Origin of the sequence: Pseudomonas sp. MH10 (assembly GCF_034353045.1) — a bacterium.
Taxonomy (GTDB): domain Bacteria; phylum Pseudomonadota; class Gammaproteobacteria; order Pseudomonadales; family Pseudomonadaceae; genus Aquipseudomonas.
Genome location: NZ_CP133783.1, coordinates 2428134 through 2449103 on the forward strand (window position 1 = coordinate 2428134; position 20970 = coordinate 2449103).

The following is a 20970-nucleotide window of genomic DNA, read 5'->3' on the forward strand; positions in this document are numbered from 1 at the left end:
GCAGCCCCTTAAATCCACAACTTCTTGAAGTCACGTCCGCCATAGATCAGGTTGACCATTGCGCGGGTCACCATGATGGCCGTGAACATCGAGGTAAAGATCCCGAGCGACATGGTCACCGCAAAGCCTTTGACCGGGCCAGTGCCCATCGCAAAGAGAATGCCGCCAACCAGTAACGTTGTCAGGTTGGCATCGAGGATCGCAGTGAATGCGCGCCCGAAGCCTTCGTTGATAGCGCGCTGTATGGTCATGCCCCCAGCGATCTCTTCACGTATTCGCGAGAAGATCAGCACGTTGGCGTCCACCGCCATACCCATGGTCAGGACGATACCGGCAATACCTGGCAGGGTCAGCGTTGCACCCAGCAAGGACATCAATGCCAGCAGCAGCACCATGTTCACCGCCAGTGCAACCGTAGCAATCAGACCGAAGAAACGGTAGATAGCCATAATGAACAGCGACACAAACAGCATGCCCCATAGCGATGCATGGATACCCTTGGTGATGTTGTCTGCGCCCAGGCTCGGACCAATGGTCCGCTCTTCAGCGAAGTACATCGGCGCAGCCAGACCGCCGGCACGCAGCAGCAGCGCCAGCTCGGAAGCTTCACCCTGACCGTTCAGCCCCGTGATGCGGAATTGACTGCCCAGCGGCGACTGGATAGTCGCCAGGCTGATGATTTTCTTCTCTTCCGTGAACGACTGCACCGGCACGTCTTTCTCGACGCCGTTGACCATCTGCTTGGTGTAAGTCGTTGTAGGCTTCTGCTCGATGAAGATCACCGCCATGCTACGGCCAACATTACTGCGCGTCGCACGGCTCATCAGATCACCGCCGTGACCATCAAGCTTGATGTTCACTTGCGGACGACCATGCTCGTCGAAACCCGCCTTGGCGTCAGTCACCTGGTCACCGGTGATGATCAGACCACGCTCAACCGGTGCCGCAGGGCGACCGCCTTCACGGAACTCAAACATTTCGGTAGTGGCTTTCGAATCGTCGGGACCTGCGCCCAGACGGAATTCAAGGTTGGCCGTCTTGCCCAGAATACGTTTGGCTTCAGCGGTGTCTTGGACGCCCGGCAGCTCAACCACAATACGGTTGGCGCCTTGACGCTGAACCAAAGGTTCGGCGACACCCAGTTCATTGACCCGGTTACGTACCGTGGTCAAGTTCTGCTTGATCGAGTATTCGCGGATCTCGGCAATTTTCGCCGGAGTCATGGCCAACCGCAGTACGAACTGATCGCCGCGCTCGCTGGTGGTCAAGGTGAAATCGTTGTTGTTCTTTTTAATCAGTGCGCTGGCTTGAGTGCGAGTATCGGCATCAGCGAAACCCAGCATGATTCCATTGTCGACCTGCGGCAGGCTGCGATAACGCAGACGCTCTTTGCGCAACAAGGTTTTGACTTCGCCGTCATAGACTTTCAGGCGCGCATCCAGTGCTTTGTCGATGTCTACTTCCAACAGGAAGTGAACACCACCAGACAAGTCCAGACCCATCTTCATCGGGCTTGCACCCAAGACACGCAACCATGTAGGTGTGGTCCGAGCCAGGTTCAGCGCAACGACATAATCATCGCCCAATGCCTTGCGTACGACATCCTTGGCAGGCAACTGGTCTTCTTGCTTGGTCAGACGTAACAAACCGCCCTTGCCATTCTCAGCCAGAGACGCGCCTTTGACCGTAATACCTGCGTCGACGAGCGCTTTGCTCACTCGGTCCAGGTCAGCCTGATTAATCTGCAACGCCGTGCTCGCGCCGCTGATTTGAATAGCCGGATCGTCAGGGTAGAGATTGGGTGCGGAATAAATAACACCGACCACCAGCACTGCCAGGATCAGTACGTATTTCCACAGAGGGTATTTGTTCAGCATCACGCCGCCCGCTTATAACGCGGGGCGCCTTGCGCGCCCCGTCGATTGGTAAAAGACTGAATCTTAGATCGCTTTCAAGGTGCCTTTAGGCAGCGTGGCGGCGATAGCGCCTTTCTGGATTTTCAGTTCAACCGTGTCAGAGACTTCAATAACCACGAAGTCATCAGTCACTTTGTTGATCTTGCCAGCGATGCCGCCAGAGGTGACTACTTCGTCGCCTTTCTGCAAGTTGCCCAGCAGGTTTTTCTGTTCTTTGGCACGCTTGGACTGTGGGCGCCAGATCATCAAATAGAAGATGACCAAAAAGCCGACCAGGAAAATCCATTCAAAGCCCGAACCAGCAGGACCAGCGGCAGGTGCAGCGGCGTCCGCAAAAGCGGCAGGGATAAAAAAGCTCATTTAGCACTCCAATTACAAAATTTTTAGAAATCAGCAAAAAATCGGTATTCAATCAATCCAACGGCGGCGTTGGCAGCCCGCGTTTGGCATAGAAGGCATCCACAAAGGCGGCCAATGTACCCTGTTGAATAGCCTCGCGCAAACCAGCCATAAGCACTTGGTAATGCCGCAAGTTATGAATGGTATTGAGCATACTTCCTAGCATTTCTCCGCACTTATCCAAGTGGTGCAAATAGGCGCGCGAGAAGTTCTGGCAGGTGTAGCAATCGCAGGTCGGATCCAACGACGAATCGTCATGACGATGGAACGCATTGCGAATTTTCAGCACGCCGGTATCAATGAACAAATGACCGTTGCGCGCGTTGCGGGTAGGCATCACGCAATCGAACATATCGATACCGCGGCGCACACCTTCAACCAAGTCTTCAGGCTTGCCCACGCCCATCAAGTAACGAGGTTTGTCAGCCGGCATCATTCCCGGCAGGTAGTCCAGCACCTTGATCATCTCGTGCTTGGGCTCGCCCACCGACAGACCGCCGATGGCCAAGCCGTCAAAGCCGATCTCATCCAGACCTTCGAGGGAGCGCATGCGCAAATCCTGGTGCATGCCGCCCTGGACGATGCCGAACAGCGCAGCCGTGTTCTCGCCATGGGCGATTTTCGAACGCTTGGCCCAACGCAAGGACAGCTCCATGGAGATCCGCGCAACGTCTTCGTCGGCCGGGTACGGCGTGCATTCGTCGAAAATCATCACGATGTCCGAACCCAGATCACGCTGGACCTGCATCGACTCTTCCGGCCCCATGAACACTTTGGCACCGTCCACTGGAGAGGCGAAGGTAACGCCCTCCTCCTTGATCTTACGCATGGCACCGAGGCTGAACACCTGAAAACCACCGGAGTCAGTCAGAATCGGGCCGCTCCACTGCATGAAGTCATGCAAGTCCCCGTGACGCTTGATGACTTCAGTGCCAGGGCGCAGCCACAGGTGGAACGTGTTACCCAGAATCATCTGCGCGCCGGTGGCCACAATGTCCCGAGGCAGCATGCCTTTCACCGTGCCGTAGGTGCCGACCGGCATGAACGCAGGGGTTTCAACCACGCCCCGGGGAAAAGTAATGCGACCACGACGCGCTTTGCCATCAGTGGCCAGCAACTCGAAAGACATACGACTGGTGCGACTCATGCTTGATCCTCTGGGGCCGATTCCGATTCCTGCGGAGCGGTCGGCGCGGGATTACGCGTGATAAACATCGCATCCCCGTAACTAAAGAAGCGGTAACCATGCTCCACCGCTGCCGCGTAGGCAGCCATGGCTTCTGGGTAACCGGCGAATGCCGAAACCAGCATCAACAGCGTGGATTCCGGCAAATGAAAATTGGTGACCAAGGCGTCGACCACATGAAACGGCCGGCCTGGGTAGATGAAGATGTCGGTGTCGCCGCTGAACGGCTTCAACACGCCATCACGGGCGGCGCTTTCCAGCGAGCGCACGCTCGTAGTGCCCACCGCAATGACTCGCCCGCCGCGCAAACGACAGGCGGCGACGGCATCGACCACCTCTTGGCTGACTTCCAGCCATTCGTTGTGCATGTGATGGTCTTCGATGCGTTCAACACGCACCGGCTGGAACGTACCCGCGCCGACGTGCAAGGTGACGAACGCGGTTGAAACGCCCATCTGCGCAATCGCATCCATCAGCGGCTGATCGAAATGCAGCCCAGCAGTGGGCGCAGCCACCGCGCCGGAGCGCTGGGCATAGACCGTCTGATAACGCTCGCGGTCAGCCGTGTCGTCTGGGCGATCTATATAAGGCGGCAACGGCATGTGGCCCACCCGATCCAGCAACGGCAAGACTTCCTCGGCAAACCGCAGCTCAAACAGCGTGTCGTGCCGCGCCAGCATCTCAGCCTCGCCACCACCATCGATCAAAATCATCGAGCCGGGCTTGGGCGACTTGCTGGACCGCACATGCGCCAACACCCGATGGCTGTCCAGCACGCGCTCGATCAGAATCTCCAGCTTGCCGCCGGACGCCTTCTGCCCGAACAACCGCGCCGGAATCACCCGGGTATTGTTGAACACCATCAAATCACCGGGGCGCAAATGCTCCAGCAAATCGGTAAATTGTCGATGAGCCAGCGCGCCGCTAACCCCGTCCAGGGTCAACAAACGACTGCCGCGACGCTCAGCCAAAGGATGGCGAGCGATCAATGAATCCGGGAGCTCGAAGGTAAAGTCAGCAACGCGCATGATGGGGTTCGTTTAGCAGGGCCGTAGAGTCTAGCGGAAATAGCTAAAATTCACCAAGAAACAGTTGTTGACCAACGGTAGTCTCATCTCTATACTCCGCCGCCAACAAGCCCTGATGGCGGAATCGGTAGACGCGGCGGATTCAAAATCCGTTTTCGAAAGGAGTGGGAGTTCGAGTCTCCCTCGGGGCACCAAATAGCAGGAAGTACAGGTCTCTACCGGCTTGTATTAGATACACAAGAAGCCCGCGAAAGCGGGCTTTTTTGTGGGTGATTGGTTGGATTAGGGCGAAAGCTTGTTTGGTAGCTTTTGCATGCAGGCATTTCTGGATCAGTTGATTGCACTCAAGCCCTCCCTGATCCGTCTTGCTTAGTCAAATACAATCAAACCAACCTCACCTCCTCTCCTCAACCTTTTCATTCATCTGCCAAACTCTATATGATCGATTGCATACGAATGCAAAACTGAGGTCATCATGGTTGTGTCGAGCAATTTTTTTGGAATGCCGTCCTTTCGTCTGGACGGTAAAACAGCACTTATTACCGGCGCGGGCGGGGGCATTGGAGCGGGTATCGCTCATACGTTGAGTGCTGCGGGTGCTGGTGTGGTGCTGGTCGGAAGAACAGAATCCAGGCTGATTGAGGTCGCAGAGTTGATTTGCCTGGCTGGCGGCCAGGCGCGCACGGTGGTATGTGACGTGACGGACAGCGCGGCCATTAGGGCGATGATCAATGCACTGCCCAGCCTCGACATTCTGGTGAACAACGCAGGCACCAATTACCCAGAACCTATGTTGGAAATGCGAGATGAGCACCTAGACGAGATGCTGAATCTGAACATCCGGGCGTGTTATGTAGTGGCGCAGGCGGCTGTGGCGAAGATGCTGGAGCGCACGGGTCATGAGAGCGGTTCGGTGATCAACGTGTCTTCGCAAATGGGCCATGTGGGTGCGGCCAACCGGACGGCCTATTGCATGACCAAACACGCGGTTGAGGGTTTGACCAAAGCAATGGCCATTGAATTTGCAAGCCGCAATATCAGGGTCAACACGATTTGCCCAACGTTCGTGGATACGCCGATGATCCGAAAAATCGCCAGCGCACCAGGCGCCATTGAAAGCTTTGTCTCAAAAATCCCCCTGGGGCGCATGGCGCAGATGGAAGACATCGTTGGCGCGGCCCTTTACCTTGCGGGGCCAGCTTCGCGAATGGTGACCGGTACGTCGCTCAAGATCGATGGTGGGTGGACGGCTCAGTAGCAGGTTTATACTGTCGCCCGCCATACCCGCTCGCCATCAACGTCAGCAAACCCTGTCTCCGGCAACCGCGCACTTCCCCGAACGATCAGGTGCCCAGCGAGTACTTTTTGTATCGCGGGTGTGGCGCGGTTGGTCAATTGCGCTTCGATAATGTCGACGGCGTTTTGGACGAATTGGTCGAGAGGTTGACGATAAGTAGTCAGCGCGACTGCTGGCCAGGCTGCCATGGCGATGTTGTCGAAGCCTATGACCGAAATATCTCGCCCGGGGATCAGCCCATACTCTCGCTCAATCACGTTAATGGCGGCGATGGCCATTAAATCATTTGCACAAAAGATTCCGTCGGGGCGATTTTCGCGGGCGATAAGCCGCCGCGTAGCGTCCATTGCACCCTGAAACGTGTAGTCACCTACTTCTCGCAACGGTGCTTCATACCCGTGTTCCTCAAGCCGTTTTGTAAAGCTGTGCTCGCGGTCTCGACTGGTTGAGGAGCCATTAATGCCGGCGATGAAGGCCAGCGATTTATGGCCCGATGCAACCAGAAAATCAGCAATGACCGCTCCCCCTTCAGCGTTGTCACTGGTCACGCTGGACACCGCCAGGCTGTCGTTTTTTCGGTTGAGTAGCACGACCGGAAGACCGATTTGTTTGCACTCTTGCGCGAAATGCGACGACAGGCTAGAAGACACCAGAATGAGCGCATCTACTCGATGGCGCAGCACTTCTTCTAGTACGGGATCGGAGTCATCTTTACCGGCTGTGGAAAATAGCAACACACCGTATCCAGAAACTTCAAATGCCTTGGACAACGCTTCAAGCACATTGGAGTAAAACGGATTTTCCAGGCTGGGTACCACGACGCCGATAAGGTTCGAACGACGAGTGATGAGGGACCGAGCCACCAGGTTAGGCCGATAACCCAGTGCTGCCGATGCCGCCTCGACCTTCTCCCGAGTCTTCTGCCCCACGCTTGCGCCTTTGGTGTAGGTGCGTGACACCGCAGATTGAGAGACGCCCGCCAGCCTCGCTACATCGTGCGCAGTGACAGGGCGGCGAATGGTTTCAGCCATGAATGTTAAATCCTGCTCGACGACAATTACGTCATCGTACCCATGTACCCCTTTCCAAACTACCCAACAGTCTTTTATGATAGATTGCATACGTATGCAATCACTCGTAAAAAATAAGTTCTGGAGAGCACCATGGCGAATTGGCTGAAGAGAAGCGTGGGGGTCGAGGCTGTTAAATCGGCTGACCGGCAGGTTCGTGAAACAGTTGAAACTATACTGGCCGACATTGAGGCGCGCGGCGACGCGGCGGTGAGAGAGCTCGCGTTCAAGTTCGATAAAATGGAGCGTGACAGCTATCGGTTAACGACTACCGAAATTGAGGCGTGTTATTCACAACTGACCAAACGAGACATCGCTGACATTGAGTTTGCCCAAACTCAGGTACGAAATTTCGCACAGCACCAGCGCAACAGCATCCACGACATTGAAGTTGAGACCCTGCCAGGCGTCATTCTTGGTCACAAAAATCTGCCCGTAAACGCGGCGGGGTGTTATGTGCCTGGTGGGAAATATCCTTTGCTGGCGTCTGCCCATATGTCCGTCATCACCGCAAAGGTAGCCGGTGTCCCGCGCATCATTACTGCTGCGCCGCCATTCAACGGCAAACCAGCCCACGCCATCGTCGCCGCCCAGCACATGGCGGGGGCTGATGAGATCTATTGCCTTGGGGGTATTCAGGCGATTGGTGCGATGGCGATCGGCACTGAGACCATATCCCCTGTGGATATTCTGGTCGGACCGGGCAATGCGTTTGTGGCTGAGGCTAAGCGTCAGCTGTTTGGCCGCGTGGGGATTGATCTGTTTGCCGGACCAACCGAGACGTTGGTAATCGCTGACGAGAGCGTCGATGGGGAGATTTGTGCGACGGATCTGTTGGGGCAGGCGGAGCACGGGCCGGACTCCCCCGCCATTCTGTTGACCACCTCACATTCGCTGGCCCTCGACACCATGGCTCATATTGAGCGGCTGTTGGCGATTTTGCCGACTGCGCCCATCGCCCGTAAAGCGTGGGAGAATTTTGGTGAGATCATCGTTGCGGACAGTGACGAAGAGATGTTGGACATCGCCAACAAGCTGGCATTTGAGCACGTGCAGGTGATGACCAAGGACCCAGACTGGTTCTTGGCGAACATGCGCAACTACGGCGCGCTGTTCTTGGGCCCGCGTACTAACGTGGCGTTTGGCGACAAAGTTATCGGCACTAACCACACGCTACCGACCAAAAAGGCGGCGCGTTATACCGGTGGATTGTGGGTCGGGAAGTTTCTAAAGACCTGTACGTATCAGAAAATAATGAATGACGAAGCCTCGGCAATGATCGGGTCGTATTGCTCTCGTTTGTGCGCGCTGGAAGGCTTTTCCGGACACGGAGAACAAGCCAATATCCGCGTCCGCCGCTATGGCCACAAAGATGTGCCTTACGCCGGTATTGCGGAATAATGATTGAAGTGCATCGTTGAGATTCGCAGCATCTGGTCAAGGGAATGACCAGCACTTCATTGCTTCTAACGCCTCACCGGGATAATCAACGCCCAGTGAGGAATAGCCTTCAGCGCAAAATCAGCCTCTGGCGGCCTTTACTTCCGTCGTCATGGCTGCCTTGAGCAGGTTGGCGTCGTGATTAGGCACAACAAAATGGAAACCTTGTGCTGCGTAACGTGCGGCGACGGCGCCCGAGGTGCAAAAAATACCGATGTACTTTCCGGCCTCTACCGCCGCTTTTCGGCAAAGCTCAATGGCTTCGAGTACCTGAGGATCGACAGGGTCCCCAACCGGCCCTTTACCTAAGGCTAAACCCAGGTCGGCAGGACCGATAAAGATGCCTTGCAAGCCGTCGACCGCCAGGATCTCTTTCACCGCCTCCAGGCCCGGCAGCGTCTCGATCATGGCGAGCCGGACGATGGTTTGATCGGCGTGCTGAAAATAATCCGGGCCGCCGTAAAGCAGGCCGCGCGTTGGGCCGAAGCTGCGCAATCCAAGGGGCGGATAGTGGGTCGCGCTGACAAATTCCTGCGCTTGCCCCGCGTTGTCCACCATGGGGCAAATCAGCCCATAAGCGCCAGCATCGAGCGCCTTCATCATGATCGTCGCATCACACGAGCCCACCCTGACAAACGGCGTCGCCGGTGTTGCCGAGATGGCCTGCAACATGCCGATCATTTGTTGGACGTCGGTCATGCCATGTTGCAGATCCACGGTGACGCAATCCACCCCGCTCCATCCGACAATTTCCGCACTGTAGCTATTGCCGATGGCCAACCAACCGGATACTGCAGCACGACCGTCGGCCCAACATTCGAGCACTCTGTTAGGACGCATCAGATGTCTCCTTTGATTCAATAAAGTGAATGTCACGTGGTAATCCCCACGCGATCAACAAGGCAGCCACACCGCACACGGCTGCGATAGCGTACAAACCCATGGAGGCGCTGCCGGTCAAGTCTTTGACCCTGCCGACCATATAAGGCGCGAAAACACCGCCGAGCTGCCCGATGGAATTGATAAGCGCGATCCCCCCCGCTGCCGCTACACCGGTCAGCACACGAGGCGGATATACCCAGAACAGCGCAAAGGACGAAATCAGACCTGTCGTTGCAATGCTAAGGCCAATGACCAGCAGCACCGTGTTATCGCCGAAGGTGGCGCACACCACATAACCCAGCAGTCCGGCGAGCACACAGCCTACCAAGTGCCAGCGCCGCTCACCCGTCCGGTCCGAACTTCGGCCAATGAGCACAATACCTATAAGGGCGGCGAAGTACGGCAGCATGGTGATGATGCCGATCTCGAGCGGGTCCGCGTTGCCAGCGGTTCTGACTAACTGCGGCATCCAGAAAAAAATCCCGTAGATGCCCGCACACAAGCCCAAGTAAATGAGCGACAGCATGTAGGTGATAGGGTTACGCAACGCATCCTTGAACGAATGCGATGAGTGCGCCTTATGCTCACGACGGAGAAGGTCAGACAGCATGGTTTTTTCGGAAAGTTTAAGCCATTTTGCATCTTCTATTCGATCATCGAGCACACACAAAACTACAATGCCGAGAATGACCGACGGGATGCCTTCGAGGAGGAACAACCACTGCCAGCCCGACAGTCCGTGAATGCCGTTCAGGTACTTCATGATGCCGCCCGCCAGCGGTCCGCCCAGAATTCCGGACAAGGCGCTCGCGCCGAAGAAGAACGAGTTGATTCGACCCCGCTGCTTGGCGGGAAACCACTGCATGAAAAAGTACATGACGCCGGGAACAAAACCCGCCTCTAACACACCCAGTAGAAACCGCAGCACGTAGAACATGGCTTCGGTGTGGACGAACATCATCGCCGCCGATGCCGTGCCCCAGGTGACCATGATCCGTGCAATCCATCGACGCGCGCCGACCCGCACCAGAATCAGGTTGCTGGGAATCTCAAACAGCAGATAGCCGATGAAGAACATGCTGGCGCCCAATCCGTAGGCAGCATCACTCAGTCCTAACTCTGACTGCATCTGCAGCTTTGCGAAGCTGATATTGACGCGGTCAAAATACGCCACAACGAAGCAGGTCATAATCAGCGGGACCAGTCGCCACGCTACTTTTCGCAGCAGGTGTTGCTCTTCCTGCTCCATGGGCACTACAGGATTGCCTGCCAGTGATGGGTTTTGCATAGGTTTCCTCGTCTTATATTTATTGTTAGTTTCATTCGGCCCTGCGCCTACGCGGTAAGGTCCACCGCATTCATTGACTGAGCGTCATGGGCGGCAATCACGTGCAAAGAAGGATGGGATGCATACGTATGCATAGATGCCAAAGCTAGGCGGCTTGCCCCCCCCTGTCAAGGGAAATGCTGACTACATTGACGCCACGTTTGGGGAACAACCTGTGGGAACCTGCTCACGAAGACAACGGCGCGGTATACCAGACACACCGCCACGGAAAATCGGGTTTTACTACGCTTTCTTCGCACGCCTCTAAGCTGACTTGGTGGTCGCAAAAAGAACCGAGCACGTCGCTTTGGTGTAGAAGAATCGCATCCGACGTGGCAAGCTGATTTTAATCCCTGCAACGGGTGCGGCTAAGACCGCGCTTAGGAACAACAAGATGCCCCTAAGGGTGCCTGGCCAGCGGCCTGAAATGCCACGCTTCCGTAACGTGGTGTGAGTGCCGCAGCCGACACTTTCGGACAATCGACAACCACTTGGTTCGCTCGTGGCCGTGAGGAATTGCTGTATGCCCGATGATATGTTGCACCTGCCTATGATCAATAGCGTGTTGGAGAGCCACAAGGGCTCACCCGGCGCACTGTTGCCGATCCTTCATGAGATTCAAGCGGGCTTTGGCTTCATCCCTGATGCCGCCGTCCCCGAAATCGCCCACGCCCTCAATCAGAGCCACGCCGAGATTCGCGGGGTGATCAGCTTCTACCATGACTTCCGTACTGCGCCCCCGGCCCGGCATATTCTGCGTCTGTGTCGGGCCGAGTCGTGCAAAAGCCGCGGCGCCGAACAGCTTGCAGCGCAGTTGCGCGAACGCCTTCAATTGGACGACCACGGCAGCAGCGCCGACGGCAATATCAGCCTGCGTCCCGTGTATTGCCTCGGAGCCTGCGCCTGCTCGCCAGCCCTGGAGCTGGATGGCCAGGTGCATGCGAGGATCGACGCCGAGCGCCTAAATGCCCTGCTCGACGCTTGCCAGGAGGACGCATGATGCCGTGCTTTTATGTGCCTGGTGATTCGCTTGCTTGCGCTGTGGGTGCCGATGAGGTCGCTGTGGCCCTTGCCGCTCTAGCCCTGAAACGCAACTTGCCGCTGGACCTGCAACGCACCAGTTCTCGCGGCCTGTATTGGCTCGAACCGCTGCTCGAAGTGGACAGCCCGCACGGCCGCATCGGCTTCGGCCCGCTGACTGCTGCCGATGTGCCATCCCTACTCGATGCGCTGCAAAGCGAGGCGTCCGACCATCCACTGGCCTTGGGCTTGGTGGAAGAGTTGCCTTATCTCAAGACTCAACAACGTCTGCTGTTCGCTCGCGCCGGCATTACCCGGCCGCTGTCCTTAGATGACTATCGGGCCAACGGCGGCTTTGAGGGTTTGACCCAGGCCATCGCGTTGGGCGGCGAGCAGACCGCCACCGCCGTGTTCGATTCAGGTCTTCGTGGCCGAGGTGGCGCGGCGTTTCCCGCCGGAATCAAATGGCGCACGGTGCGCGGCACCCAGTCTGCGCAGAAGTACATTGTGTGCAACGCCGACGAAGGCGACTCCGGCACGTTCGCCGATCGCATGTTGATGGAAGGCGATCCCTTTCTATTAATAGAAGGCATGGCGATTGCCGGTATCAGCGTCGGCGCCAACTACGGCTACATTTATGTGCGCTCGGAATATCCACAGGCCGTGGCCACATTGCGCGAGGCGCTGAATATCGCCCGGTCTGCTGGTTACCTCGGGGCCGATGTCGGCGGCAGTGGACTGGCCTTCGATATGGAAGTGCGCGTGGGTGCGGGCGCTTATATTTGCGGTGAAGAAACCGCGTTGTTGGACTCACTCGAAGGCAAGCGTGGGATCGTCCGCGCCAAGCCGCCCATCCCCGCCCTGAAGGGTCTGTTCGGGTTACCGACTCTGGTGCACAACGTGGTGACGTTAGCCTCGGTGCCGCTGATTCTGGCCAAGGGCGCGCAGTTTTATCGTGATTACGGCATGGGACGTTCGCTGGGCACCATGCCCTTCCAATTGGCGGGCAATGTTCGTCACGGCGGCTTGGTGGAACGGGCCTTTGGCCTGACCTTGCGCGAACTGGTGGAAGACTACGGCGGCGGTACCGCCAGTGGCCGACCATTGAAGGCCGCGCAAGTTGGCGGCCCCCTTGGCGCTTGGGTACCACCCGCGCAATTCGACACCCCGCTCGATTACGAAGCCTTCGCCGCCATGGGCGCCATGCTCGGGCACGGGGGTGTGGTGGTGGCCGATGACAGCCTGGACATGGCCCACATGGCGCGCTTCGCCATGCAGTTTTGTGCCGAGGAATCCTGTGGTAAATGCACCCCCTGCCGCATCGGTTCGACCCGGGGCGTGGAGGTGATCGACCGCCTGCTGGCCGCGCCAGACCAGAGTGGTCGTGATCAGCAGGCGACTATCCTTAGGGACCTGTGCGACACCATGCAATTCGGTTCGCTGTGCGCGCTGGGCGGGATGACCTCCTATCCGGTGACCAGTGCCCTCAAGTACTTCCCCGCCGACTTCGGTCTGCAGCCCTCGGAGGCCGACCAATGATCACCCTCTTTGACCCGAAAACAGATATCGCCCTAGGCACTCTTGACCTTGGAACCCCGGCCCGCGACAGCCAGGTGCAGATAACCCTGAACATCGACGGCCGCAGCATCAGCGTGCCCGAAGGCACTTCGGTGATGCGCGCCGCCGCACTAATGGGCACCACGATTCCCAAACTCTGTGCCACCGACAGCCTGGAGGCGTTCGGCTCGTGCCGTATGTGTTTGGTGGAGATCGACGGCATGCGCGGTTACCCGGCGTCCTGCACCACGCCGGTCAGCGAAGGCATGAGCGTGCACACCCAGACGCCGAAGCTCGCGACCCTGCGCCGTAACGTCATGGAGCTGTATATCTCTGATCACCCGCTGGACTGCCTGACCTGCTCGGCCAACGGCAACTGTGAGTTGCAAACCGTCGCCGGACAGGTTGGCCTCAGGGAGGTGCGCTACGGCTATGAAGGCGACAACCACCTGGACGACCAGAAGGACACTTCCAACCCCTATTTCGACTATGACCCGAGCAAGTGCATTGTCTGCAACCGCTGCGTACGCGCGTGCGAAGAAACCCAAGGCACGTTTGCCCTGACTATTACCGGGCGCGGTTTTGAATCGCGGATCGCGGCGGCCGGTGGCGAGAACTTCCTCGATTCGGAATGCGTGTCCTGCGGTGCCTGTGTGCAGGCCTGCCCCACCGCGACCCTCATGGAAAAAAGCGTGGTTGAGCTGGGTCAACCGGAACGCAGCGTCATCACCACCTGCGCCTACTGCGGCGTGGGCTGCTCGTTCCGTGCCGAGATGAAAGGCGACACGTTGGTGCGCATGGTTCCAGACAAAAACGGCCACGCTAACCACGGCCACTCCTGTGTCAAAGGGCGCTTTGCCTGGGGCTACGCGACCCACCCGGATCGCATTACCAAGCCGATGATCCGCAAGCACATCAACGACCCTTGGCAGGAAGTCAGCTGGGATGAAGCGGTGACCTATGCCGCTGGCGAATTCCGTCGACTGCAGCAAACCTACGGTCGCGACTCCATTGGTGGCATCACCTCCAGCCGCTGCACCAACGAAGAAACCTATCTTGTGCAAAAACTGGTGCGCACCGCTTTCGGCAACAACAATGTCGACACCTGCGCGCGGGTCTGCCACTCGCCTACCGGCTACGGCCTGAAACAAACCCTTGGCGAATCCGCCGGCACCCAGAGTTTCGACTCGGTGATGCAGGCCGACGTGATCCTGGTGATGGGCGCTAACCCCAGCGACGCCCACCCGGTGTTCGCCTCACAGCTCAAACGCCGCCTGCGCGAAGGCGCGCGGCTGATCGTCATCGACCCACGTCGCATTGATCTAGTGGACTCGGTGCATGCCCGCGCCGACCTGCACTTGGCGCTGCGTCCGGGCACCAACGTCGCCATGCTCAACGCCTTGGCCCACGTCATCGTCACCGAAGGCCTGCTCGACCACGCTTTTATCGAGGCCCGTTGCGAGGGCAGCGATTTCGCCCGCTGGAGCGAATTCGTCAGCCGCGCGGAAAACTCGCCGGACATCCTCGGCGCCATCTGCGGTGTAGCGGCTGCCGACATCCGCGCCGCTGCTCGTCTGTATGCTGGCGCCGGTAACGCAGCGATCTACTACGGCCTTGGGATTACCGAGCACAGCCAAGGCAGCACCGCCGTCATGGGCATTGCCAACTTGGCGATGGTCACCGGCAACATCGGCCGTGAAGGCGTGGGGGTGAATCCGCTACGTGGGCAGAACAACGTTCAGGGCGCCTGCGACATGGGCTCCTTCCCCCACGAGCTGCCTGGCTATCGGCACATCTCCAACGACGGGGTGCGGGCGCAGTTCGAACAGGCCTGGAACGTCACCCTGCAACCCGATCCGGGCCTGCGCATTCCCAACATGTTCGAGGCAGCCCTGGGCGGCAGTTTTAAGGGCCTGTATTGCCAAGGTGAAGACATCGCCCAGAGCGACCCCAATACCCAGCACGTGACAGCGGCCTTGTCGGCCATGGAATGCGTGGTGGTGCAGGACATTTTCCTCAACGAAACCGCCAAGTTCGCCCATGTGTTTCTGCCGGGCAGCTCGTTCCTGGAAAAAGACGGCACCTTCACCAACGCCGAGCGGCGCATCTCCCGGGTGCGCAAGGTGATGGAGCCTCTGGGCGGCAAGGCCGACTGGGAGGGCACAGTGGCTTTGGCCAACGCGCTGGGTTATCCAATGAGCTATAAGCATCCTTCCGAAATCATGGATGAAATCGCCAGCCTGACGCCGACCTTCACCAACGTCAGCTATGCCGAATTGGACCGCCACGGCAGCCTGCAATGGCCGTGCAATGCGGCGGCACCCGATGGCACGCCGACCATGCACATCGACGAGTTCGTGCGCGGCAAAGGACGGTTCATGCTTACCGACTACGTGCCCACTGAGGAAAAGGTCAACGGTCGCTATCCCCTTTTGCTGACCACTGGACGCATCCTCAGCCAGTACAACGTCGGCGCTCAGACCCGGCGAACCGACAACGTCGCCTGGCACGCCGAAGACCGCCTGGAAATTCACCCGACCGACGCTGAGAGCCGTGGCATCAACGAAGGTGACTGGGTCGGCATCGGCAGTCGCGCCGGGCAAACCGTACTGCGTGCACGGGTCACCGAGCGGGTGGCGCCGGGGGTGGTGTACACCACGTTCCACTTCCCTGAATCGGGAGCCAACGTGATCACCACCGACAACTCCGACTGGGCCACCAACTGTCCGGAGTACAAGGTCACCGCCGTGGAAGTCAGCCGCGTTTACCACCCTTCCGAGTGGCAAAAGCGCTATCAGGAGTTCAGCGACAAACAACAAAGCCTGCTCAATGAGCGCCGCCAAGCTCGTACCGCCGTTACACCTCCCGGAGTACGCCGATGAGCACTGCCAATCTGATCAAAATGGTCAACCAGATTGCCCAGCACTTCGCCGGTGAACCCGACCAGGAGCAGGCGGTACTCAGCGTACGTAATCACCTGAAGATGTTCTGGACGCCGGGCATGCGCATGGAGTTGCTCGCGTGGCAAACAGCGCATCAGGGAGCGGACTTGCACCCACTGGCGCAGGCGGCGGTCAGTGGGGCGGGCTGGGAGGCTTAGGCTTAGGTTCACGTGCCCTCTGTTTCGCAAGCTCCGAGAGGGCACTCGTGGGAATGTATTCGCCACATCCTGCACTATGCCGACGCCTCATATTCATTAGGCGGTTAAACCAGAAACGTCCATGAGGAACAACTATCATCGCGCAGCAAAAATGCAGATTCCAGAAGGAGGGCAGAACCATGAAATATCATTTAAACGCTTTCAATAATAATGACAAAACTGAATTTTTAGCGTTTGAAGTTGAACTGCCCTCCGATTCAGAAGATCAGGGGATCACTATTTCGGGAGGCGGATTAAGTTGTAATCTGCTGGCAGTTAGCTGATTAGTCATGCTATTTAGCTAAGTCGCCCAATACAGACGGCTGCACATCCGCCTGAGCAGTATCGCTCCAAATGAGCCTTATTATAGAGCAGATAATCCGTTGGCTTGCAGGCCCCCCGCACCCGCTAGTAAATACGAAAAGAAACCTGTTATCAGTCCGGTTTTTCTGTGGGAAAAGATTATTGACCGGTCATCTGACACCCGTTAGTGGGAGCGTCAATTACCTGTTAGATTTGCCGTGTTTTCAGCTCTGGCACATTCAATATCTGGCACCCTAGCCCAGATCATCGAAACACCCCCCCGCCTGATTACTCTGAAATTTCGTTAAATTAAGTTAAACAATGCATTCGCATTTTGTAAACCTTGAAAAGTAGACCATAGTCGAATGAAGGGATTGAAAATAAATAACTTGCTTATTTTCAGCCCCTAAGGAAGGTCTGAAATAAGACCTTCTTTTTCTGGCAAATCGGGCGTCAAGCGCTCCGAAAGAAAGTACTTCACTGAAATTTCGAAAATATCGGCTTTTATTGATGAATAAGCCGGTTTTAAGCACTTATTAACCCTTAATTTCCATACTGCGGACGCACCTGTCCTATAGGCTCCATCAAATGTCGGCGCGCCATCCACAGATTCGACAGTGCAAACAGTGTCACCAACTGCGCCGTGTTCTTTACCAACCCGCGAAACCGCACCTTGGTGTAACCAAACTGGCGCTTGATCACCCGAAACGGGTGCTCAACCTTGGCCCGAGTTTGCGATTTGGCGTATTCAATCTTGCGCAACGCACGGCCAATGACGCTTTTTTCTCCATGTTTGCGGCGGCTGCTGGGCCTGGCGGAGATCGACCAGATCATCTCGCGCCCCTCATGTTCAAGCCGCTTTTCTACGCCGGTGTAGCCCGCGTCGCCACAGAGATGGGTCTCTTCGCCGTGCAGCAACTGATCGACTTGAGTGACGTCCGCGACATTGGCTGCCGTGCCCACCACGCTGTGCGTCAGACCCGTATCAGCGTCTACTCCGATGTGCGCTTTCATCCCGAAAAAATATTGATTACCTTTCTTGGTCTGATGCATTTCGGGGTCGCGTTTACCCTCTTTATTCTTGGTCGACGTCGGCGCATGAATGATCGTGGCATCAACAATTGTGCCCTGACGAAGCATCAAACCTCGGTCTCCCAGGTAGCCATTAATGACCTCCAGGATTCCCCCGGCAAGATGGTTTTTCTCCAGCAGGCGACGGAAGTTGAGAATCGTGGTTTCGTCGGGAATGCGTTCCAGATTCAACCCCGCGAACTGGCGCAGAATCGTGGTCTCATAAAGAGACTCTTCCATTGCTGGATCGCTATAGCCGAACCAGTTCTGCATCAGGTGCACACGCAACATGGCCATCAAGGGATACGCCGGGCGGCCCCCTTCGCCTTTTGGATAATGCGGCTCGATCAAAGCGATCAACCCCTTCCAGGGGACGACCTTGTCCATCTCGCTCAGGAAAATCTCACGGCGGGTTCGCTTACGTTTACCGGCGTACTCGGCATCGGCGAAAGAAATTTGCTTCATGGGGGGGCAACCGCTCGGCTCATGTGATGGGGGACATTTCACCAGATTTGAAAACCTTTTTCAGAGTTTCCCTAATGACGTTTTTATACTACCGAAATAATCAATATAGTGAGTTATTACAAGGAGTTAAGTAACAGCAGCTGTTAGGCTGGTGCGAATCAACACTGTTTTTCTGCCATTCGCCTTTCCAGCCAAATGACAATATATGTCTTTTTGCCATCATTGAGAGTGTCAGAATTCTGACCGTGTATCGAAGAAAACAGGTTGTCCTACAATACGTGCTATTGTTTTGACATCGCCTTCTTGCGTATCGATGTGGTACTGGCGCACCTCGCCAGGTAAAGAGATGAGAAGTCATGTGGTTTACTCGTGTTAAAACCACTGCAAGCGGACACTTGGGCGTTGAATTCAGCCCTTCCGGCATTGCTTTAGCTAATGTTTTACAGCGTCCTAACGAACAGCCTCTTTTGCTCAACTGTCAGTTCCGCGAGTCTTCGCCGGAACGGCACGCTGCCGTTTTGAAAAACCTCATTGCCGAACTGGGTTTGGCGGGTTTGCCCGTTAATTTGGTGTTGCACCCTGCCGAATACCAGATGCTGCTGCTGGAAAGTCCTGACGTCCCTGCCGCAGAGCTGGGTGATGCCATGCGCTGGCGCATCAAAGACCTCATCAAAGAACCTCTTGAAGATGTCGCCGTGGACGCATTTGCCTTGCCGACCGACGCCTACCGTGGCCGGTCGCACATGGCGTACTGCGCCGTGCTGAACAAGGCTCGGCTGCAGGAGTGGTGCAACCTGATCAAACAAGCGAATCTGAACCTCGTCAGCGTCGATGTCACCGAAATGGCCTTCCGCAATATTGGATTGCTAGCGGGTGCTGACGAGCTGAATATCGCGGTCCTGCGCTTACGCGCCAGCGGCGGCTTGCTCTGTGTACAGCACGGTGCCGAGCTGTATATGGCCCGCGTTATTGAGCACGGTCTCGATTTGGCCGGGGCGAACATCTCTGCGGCCATGCTGGAAATTCAACGCACCCTTGATTATTTCGAAAGTCAACTGGGCAAAGGTCAGATCAACCGCCTGATGCTGCTGCCCATGAAACGCGATGGCGCAGAAGCATTGCAGGCGCTGGACGAACGGCTGACCGTTAATGTGAAGGCATTGGATTTGCGGCAACTATTCCCAGGCCAAGCGGCCGCCGATATCGATGAAGAGATGCAAGCCTCTTGCTTCACCGCCGTCGGCGCCGCGTTGCGTCAGGTAGGCCCATGATGCAGAACCTCAATCTCTATAAAGCAGAGAAAAAATCTGCTCGCCGCCCGCAAAAGCTTGAGTTTCTCGGTGGACTCGCAGTAGTCGCAGTGCTTTGCCTTTGCCACCTAGCCTGGCAAGGGTGGAATTTGCATGTGGGCGCACAGCGGTTGGCCAAAGCGCAAGTCCTCGAACAGCAGCAAGTGCGCAAGCTCGAAGAGGCGAAGGCTTCTTTTGTCCAGCCGGTCTTGGACCCTCAATTGCCTTTGCGGCTGGCCGACCTGGACGAGCAGAACCGGGCACTGGGACGTCTGATCGACTATTTGAAAGTGGTGGCAAACCAACAGCGCGTAGGTTTTGTTACGCCGCTTTTAGCGCTGGCGTCACAACATCCACCCAGCGGTCTGTGGCTTAACGTTATTTCCTTGCGCGACGGCGGCACACAGATGCGTTTGCAGGGCTTTAGCCAAAACCAACAGATGTTGCCGGAGTACCTGGGGCTGCTGGGTGAGAACGCGGCCTTCAAGGGGCGAGAGTTTGCGCGTTTCAACGTGCAACGCGGCGACGACAAATTGTTCCACTTTGACCTGTCTTCACGGGTTACCGATCCAAAGGACCACCCATGAATACTGAGCAATGGTTGGCCCGCTGGCAAATCCTCTCCCCTCGCGAGCAATGGCTGGCGTACGGCGCAGGCATGGCGTTGTGCGCCATTTTGTACGTCATGGCGCTGGGTAATTCCATGGCGACCGCGGCGGCCAAACAAACCACTGAATACCAGGCTTCCGAGGCCCGTGGCTATGAGGCCGTGACTGCGCTGGGCAAGTTGCGTGCAGCGCTTGAGGCGGACCCCAACATCCCGTACAACCGTGCCCTGTTGCTGGCGTCTACCAACAGCGCAAATTTGTTGGCGCAGATCGATCACAACACCAGCGAGTTGATCTCCCCGGACAAAATGCGCGCGGTGCTCCGAGACTTGCTTAAAGCCCAACCAGGCTTGCAGTTGTTGAGCATGGAAAGTTCCAGCGCCCCGGTGGAACTGCCCTCTACTGACCCGGTGGCCAAAGCGAAAGCCAAAACAGCCCCGAACGTCGTTGTCTTGTATCGGCACGGTGTGCAGTTGAAGTTGGAGGGTGGTTATTTCGACCTTCTGCATTACCTGCAATCGATTCAGGGCACCGAATGGAAATTGAACTGGGACAGCCTCGAGTATCGCGTCGGCGATGACGGTGCCGCCCACGCCCAGATCAGCCTTGAGCTGTACACCTTGAGTCGGTATGCGGGGTGGGTCGGTGTTTAAACTCCTTATTCTCAGCGCGCTGCTGTACAGCGCGACAGCCCAAGCCAGCCCGCAAGTGCCCATTGATCCGACTCAGCCGCCTGCCCGCTTTACGGCGGTCCGTCCGGGTGAACAGGTGCACATTCCGGTGCTGCAAGAAATCCTACTCGGCGCCCATGGCAGCCGAGCAGTCATTGATGGCCAGACCCTTCATGTCGGCGACAAACATGCCGACGCACGGGTACTGGCTATTTATCCGCAAACAGTCCTGATTGAACGCGACGGTAAGCGCGAATATCTGCGACTGGTCAATCCCGTTCTACAACCGAGCCGATGATGCC

General features: G+C 56.9%; 19 protein-coding genes and 1 tRNA gene. 12 read left to right on the plus strand and 8 right to left on the minus strand.

What is annotated here, in order from left to right:
- Nucleotides 1-8 precede the first annotated feature (8 nt).
- From secD to queA, 4 genes are all read right to left on the minus strand, one after another.
- Nucleotides 9-1877: a protein translocase subunit SecD gene (gene secD, locus RHM59_RS10855; RefSeq protein WP_322286540.1), complete on the minus strand. Its 1869-nt coding sequence runs from the start codon at nt 1875-1877 to the stop codon at nt 9-11.
- Between the two features lie 63 nt (nt 1878-1940).
- A complete protein-coding gene (yajC, locus tag RHM59_RS10860; RefSeq protein WP_322167953.1) occupies nt 1941-2276 on the minus strand; it encodes a preprotein translocase subunit YajC in 336 nt (111 codons plus the stop codon).
- Nucleotides 2277-2328: 52 nt separating this feature from the next.
- Nucleotides 2329-3444, minus strand: coding sequence for a tRNA guanosine(34) transglycosylase Tgt (gene tgt / locus RHM59_RS10865; RefSeq protein WP_322170764.1), 1116 nt, complete (start codon nt 3442-3444; stop codon nt 2329-2331).
- Between the two features lie 14 nt (nt 3445-3458).
- Nucleotides 3459-4529, minus strand: a complete 1071-nt coding sequence (queA, locus tag RHM59_RS10870; RefSeq protein WP_322167952.1) for a tRNA preQ1(34) S-adenosylmethionine ribosyltransferase-isomerase QueA — start codon at nt 4527-4529, stop codon at nt 3459-3461.
- A 109-nt stretch (nt 4530-4638) separates the two neighbouring features.
- On the opposite strand from queA, the gene RHM59_RS10875 reads away from it, so the two are divergent.
- A tRNA-Leu gene (locus RHM59_RS10875) sits at nt 4639-4723 on the plus strand.
- Between the two features lie 308 nt (nt 4724-5031).
- Nucleotides 5032-5787 (plus strand): SDR family NAD(P)-dependent oxidoreductase, encoded by a 756-nt coding sequence (locus RHM59_RS10880; RefSeq protein WP_322167951.1) that lies wholly within the window; start codon nt 5032-5034, stop codon nt 5785-5787.
- Nucleotides 5788-5792: 5 nt separating this feature from the next.
- Here RHM59_RS10880 and RHM59_RS10885 read toward each other — a convergent pair whose 3' ends face one another.
- The gene (locus tag RHM59_RS10885; protein WP_322167950.1) at nt 5793-6857 is read right to left on the minus strand and encodes a LacI family DNA-binding transcriptional regulator; all 1065 of its coding nucleotides are present in this window, start codon (nt 6855-6857) and stop codon (nt 5793-5795) included.
- A 132-nt stretch (nt 6858-6989) separates the two neighbouring features.
- Between RHM59_RS10885 and hisD the strand changes: the two genes are divergently transcribed.
- On the plus strand, nt 6990-8297 hold the full coding sequence (gene hisD / locus RHM59_RS10890; RefSeq protein ID WP_322167949.1) for a histidinol dehydrogenase: 1308 nt from the start codon (nt 6990-6992) through the stop codon (nt 8295-8297).
- A gap of 120 nt (nt 8298-8417) precedes the next feature.
- On the opposite strand, the gene RHM59_RS10895 is transcribed toward hisD, so the two are convergent.
- Entirely contained in the window at nt 8418-9176 is a 759-nt protein-coding gene (locus RHM59_RS10895; RefSeq protein ID WP_322167948.1) for an HpcH/HpaI aldolase family protein, read from the minus strand.
- A complete protein-coding gene (locus tag RHM59_RS10900) occupies nt 9166-10467 on the minus strand; it encodes an MFS transporter (RefSeq protein WP_322286541.1) in 1302 nt (433 codons plus the stop codon). Before RHM59_RS10900 ends, RHM59_RS10895 begins: the two co-directional genes overlap by 11 nt.
- 601 nt (nt 10468-11068) lie before the next feature.
- Here RHM59_RS10900 and RHM59_RS10905 point away from each other — a divergent pair.
- From RHM59_RS10905 to RHM59_RS10925, 5 genes are all read left to right on the plus strand, one after another.
- Nucleotides 11069-11545: a formate dehydrogenase subunit gamma gene (locus RHM59_RS10905; protein ID WP_322167946.1), complete on the plus strand. Its 477-nt coding sequence runs from the start codon at nt 11069-11071 to the stop codon at nt 11543-11545.
- Entirely contained in the window at nt 11542-13104 is a 1563-nt protein-coding gene (locus tag RHM59_RS10910; protein ID WP_322286542.1) for a formate dehydrogenase beta subunit, read from the plus strand. The genes RHM59_RS10905 and RHM59_RS10910 overlap by 4 nt, the downstream gene beginning before the upstream one ends.
- Nucleotides 13101-16004: a formate dehydrogenase subunit alpha gene (fdhF, locus tag RHM59_RS10915; RefSeq protein ID WP_322167944.1), complete on the plus strand. Its 2904-nt coding sequence runs from the start codon at nt 13101-13103 to the stop codon at nt 16002-16004. Before RHM59_RS10910 ends, fdhF begins: the two co-directional genes overlap by 4 nt.
- Nucleotides 16001-16222, plus strand: coding sequence for a formate dehydrogenase subunit delta (locus RHM59_RS10920; RefSeq protein ID WP_322167943.1), 222 nt, complete (start codon nt 16001-16003; stop codon nt 16220-16222). Before fdhF ends, RHM59_RS10920 begins: the two co-directional genes overlap by 4 nt.
- Before the next feature lie 179 nt (nt 16223-16401).
- A complete protein-coding gene (locus RHM59_RS10925; protein WP_322167942.1) occupies nt 16402-16545 on the plus strand; it encodes a hypothetical protein in 144 nt (47 codons plus the stop codon).
- A 562-nt stretch (nt 16546-17107) separates the two neighbouring features.
- Here RHM59_RS10925 and RHM59_RS10930 read toward each other — a convergent pair.
- Nucleotides 17108-18100, minus strand: a complete 993-nt coding sequence (locus RHM59_RS10930) for an IS5 family transposase (protein ID WP_322165339.1) — start codon at nt 18098-18100, stop codon at nt 17108-17110.
- Between the two features lie 356 nt (nt 18101-18456).
- Between RHM59_RS10930 and RHM59_RS10935 the strand changes: the two genes are divergently transcribed.
- The 4 genes from RHM59_RS10935 to RHM59_RS10950 are packed head-to-tail and all read left to right on the plus strand — an operon-like array spanning nt 18457 to nt 20966.
- A complete protein-coding gene (locus RHM59_RS10935; protein ID WP_322167941.1) occupies nt 18457-19371 on the plus strand; it encodes an MSHA biogenesis protein MshI in 915 nt (304 codons plus the stop codon).
- Nucleotides 19368-19976 (plus strand): PilN domain-containing protein, encoded by a 609-nt coding sequence (locus RHM59_RS10940; protein ID WP_322167940.1) that lies wholly within the window; start codon nt 19368-19370, stop codon nt 19974-19976. The genes RHM59_RS10935 and RHM59_RS10940 overlap by 4 nt, the downstream gene beginning before the upstream one ends.
- The gene (locus tag RHM59_RS10945; RefSeq protein WP_322167939.1) at nt 19973-20650 is read left to right on the plus strand and encodes a type II secretion system protein GspM; all 678 of its coding nucleotides are present in this window, start codon (nt 19973-19975) and stop codon (nt 20648-20650) included. Before RHM59_RS10940 ends, RHM59_RS10945 begins: the two co-directional genes overlap by 4 nt.
- Nucleotides 20643-20966 (plus strand): Type II secretory pathway component, encoded by a 324-nt coding sequence (locus tag RHM59_RS10950; protein ID WP_322167938.1) that lies wholly within the window; start codon nt 20643-20645, stop codon nt 20964-20966. Before RHM59_RS10945 ends, RHM59_RS10950 begins: the two co-directional genes overlap by 8 nt.
- Nucleotides 20967-20970: the final 4 nt, after the last annotated feature.

Bases quoted from the DNA above. Each gene is read 5' to 3' on its own strand.
- RHM59_RS10880 (WP_322167951.1), top strand. From the start codon at position 5,032: ATGCCGTCCTTTCGTCTGGACGGTAAAACAGCACTTATTACCGGCGCG.
- RHM59_RS10945 (WP_322167939.1), top strand. From the start codon at position 19,973: ATGAATACTGAGCAATGGTTGGCCCGCTGGCAAATCCTCTCCCCTCGC.
- RHM59_RS10940 (WP_322167940.1), top strand. From the start codon at position 19,368: ATGATGCAGAACCTCAATCTCTATAAAGCAGAGAAAAAATCTGCTCGC.
- RHM59_RS10905 (WP_322167946.1), top strand. From the start codon at position 11,069: ATGCCCGATGATATGTTGCACCTGCCTATGATCAATAGCGTGTTGGAG.
- RHM59_RS10935 (WP_322167941.1), top strand. From the start codon at position 18,457: ATGTGGTTTACTCGTGTTAAAACCACTGCAAGCGGACACTTGGGCGTT.
- RHM59_RS10885 (WP_322167950.1), bottom strand. From the start codon at position 6,857: ATGGCTGAAACCATTCGCCGCCCTGTCACTGCGCACGATGTAGCGAGG.
- RHM59_RS10895 (WP_322167948.1), bottom strand. From the start codon at position 9,176: ATGCGTCCTAACAGAGTGCTCGAATGTTGGGCCGACGGTCGTGCTGCA.
- hisD (WP_322167949.1), top strand. From the start codon at position 6,990: ATGGCGAATTGGCTGAAGAGAAGCGTGGGGGTCGAGGCTGTTAAATCG.
- tgt (WP_322170764.1), bottom strand. From the start codon at position 3,444: ATGTCTTTCGAGTTGCTGGCCACTGATGGCAAAGCGCGTCGTGGTCGC.
- secD (WP_322286540.1), bottom strand. From the start codon at position 1,877: ATGCTGAACAAATACCCTCTGTGGAAATACGTACTGATCCTGGCAGTG.
- fdhF (WP_322167944.1), top strand. From the start codon at position 13,101: ATGATCACCCTCTTTGACCCGAAAACAGATATCGCCCTAGGCACTCTT.
- queA (WP_322167952.1), bottom strand. From the start codon at position 4,529: ATGCGCGTTGCTGACTTTACCTTCGAGCTCCCGGATTCATTGATCGCT.
- RHM59_RS10925 (WP_322167942.1), top strand. From the start codon at position 16,402: ATGAAATATCATTTAAACGCTTTCAATAATAATGACAAAACTGAATTT.
- yajC (WP_322167953.1), bottom strand. From the start codon at position 2,276: ATGAGCTTTTTTATCCCTGCCGCTTTTGCGGACGCCGCTGCACCTGCC.
- RHM59_RS10900 (WP_322286541.1), bottom strand. From the start codon at position 10,467: ATGGAGCAGGAAGAGCAACACCTGCTGCGAAAAGTAGCGTGGCGACTG.
- RHM59_RS10920 (WP_322167943.1), top strand. From the start codon at position 16,001: ATGAGCACTGCCAATCTGATCAAAATGGTCAACCAGATTGCCCAGCAC.
- RHM59_RS10910 (WP_322286542.1), top strand. From the start codon at position 11,542: ATGATGCCGTGCTTTTATGTGCCTGGTGATTCGCTTGCTTGCGCTGTG.
- RHM59_RS10930 (WP_322165339.1), bottom strand. From the start codon at position 18,100: ATGAAGCAAATTTCTTTCGCCGATGCCGAGTACGCCGGTAAACGTAAG.